The organism is Candidatus Obscuribacterales bacterium (assembly GCA_036703605.1).
GTDB lineage: Bacteria > Cyanobacteriota > Cyanobacteriia > RECH01 > RECH01 > RECH01.
In genome coordinates, this window is the sequence record DATNRH010000354.1 from 1 (window position 1) to 1657 (window position 1657).

2 protein-coding genes are annotated in these 1657 nt (G+C 52.5%); one reads left to right on the forward strand and one right to left on the reverse strand.

Annotation, left to right across the window (positions count from 1 at the left end):
- Positions 1 to 836: hypothetical protein (locus tag V6D20_07480; GenBank protein ID HEY9815624.1), on the reverse strand; the 836-nt coding region annotated here is incomplete at its 3' end.
- A 134-nt stretch (positions 837 to 970) separates the two neighbouring features.
- Here V6D20_07480 and V6D20_07485 point away from each other — a divergent pair.
- On the forward strand, positions 971 to 1657 hold a 687-nt coding region (locus tag V6D20_07485), incomplete at its 3' end, for a hypothetical protein (GenBank protein ID HEY9815625.1).

Here is a 1657-nt window from a genome sequence, read left to right on the forward strand (position 1 = left end):
GAGGATGGCGCGCGTGAGCCTCTCGAAAATAGTAGTTTGAACGTCAGAATCAGCACCAGCAAACCAATGACAGACATGATCAAATAAAAGGGTCGATCGTTACGTCCCAGTACATAGCCCAGTTTGGCACCGGTACCTTTCTTGGGCAACTTGTCCCAGTGTTGAAAGTCGTCAACAATGCCCTCCATCGCTTTCCACGTGCATGGCGGCACCTCTGTCAACTTGAACCCAGGATTGTCCAATATACAATGAGGGTCATAGTAGGGAGAGGGCGAAGGTGTGGGTGTGGGTGTGGGTGTAGGACTTGGCACAGGAGGTGGTGCAGAATCACTGGTATCTACAGGCAATATGGGTTGTTGATTCCACGAATGGCAGGTTTCAGGTTGAAATAGTCCTGGTCCGTCCATGTCTGCGTAGGCTCCTGCTACTCCATTGGCCCCTTCCATGTCCAAGCCCAACATATCAGCCGCAATTTTCTGCGCCACACGTTCTGACAACTCTGTAGGCTGTTGTGGTTGGTGTGGTTGGTGTGGTTGATAGGTTTCGGTGGCAGCAGAAGGTAGTCCGCAGGCTGTAGGCGGTAGAGGTTGTTGCAGCCTAGGCGTCATAAACGGAACCTCCTGATCGTTGAATTCCGCAGCCCCCAAATCCAAAAGTTCCTGAGGCTTTTTTTGAGCAGTGGGGAACACAAACCCTCTTCCTGCGGGTGGAGGCCACTGTGGCAGTGCTAGATGGGGCTTAGGCAGACAACCATCTTGCTTAGCATCTTCCCACGCTCGTTGACTAAAAGTAGTGTTCAGTTGCGAAGCCACTCCGAGTTGGTCGTTGAGGGTCATGCCCCACGGCCCGCACGCAGGGTAACTGTAAGTCTCAGCCATCAATGCAGTTTATGAACAGTGAAGATTTTCAACTGCGAGCGTTCGGAGCAAGCCACGAACTTTGACCCCTTGGGTCGTAAAACTTGCACGTCATGGCTTCCGTGACCGATATGAACTCTGCGAACGAGGTGCCCATGCCACGCATGGACTTTCTCACAGCGTTTGTGGGGTTGTCCAAGGAACTGCTGGAAGGTCTGTTGGAAGTGTTCCCTGAGTGCGAAAAGACTCGCACCACACTCGGTCGCCTGAATGATCTGTTGAACATTAGCAGTGTGGAGGATGCTGGCAAGATGATTATTGGCCGGTGGCACAAGTGTATGGAACCCTACTACGGAGTGTGCGAGCAGAGAAATGTGCAGGCCCTAATGGAAGCCAAAGTGAAGCCACTGGAGGAGTTGGACATGCGTCAGAAATGGTGCGACCCTGAAGTGGATCAAGAGACGCGTGATCATCTGCTGGACTATCTGATTCAGTTGAACAATTATGCGCGACTGTACCATCGGATTCCGGCCAACATGATGACACGTGTGACAGCCATCAGCCAGGATCTGGTGCAGAAGTTGATGCGCGGCGATTTTTCAGGCATCAATCTGGAAGAGATTGGCAGTCAGGCCACGGCTGGCATTTCTGAGGAGGAACTGGCTCAGTTCACCAACAATAGCGGTGATATCCAAGGTGTCATGCAGAGCATGATGGCTACCATGTCTCCCGAGGCAGCAGGTATTGCTGGAGGTATGGACCCTTCGATGCTGGCTGCCATGATGCAAATGGGAGGCGGT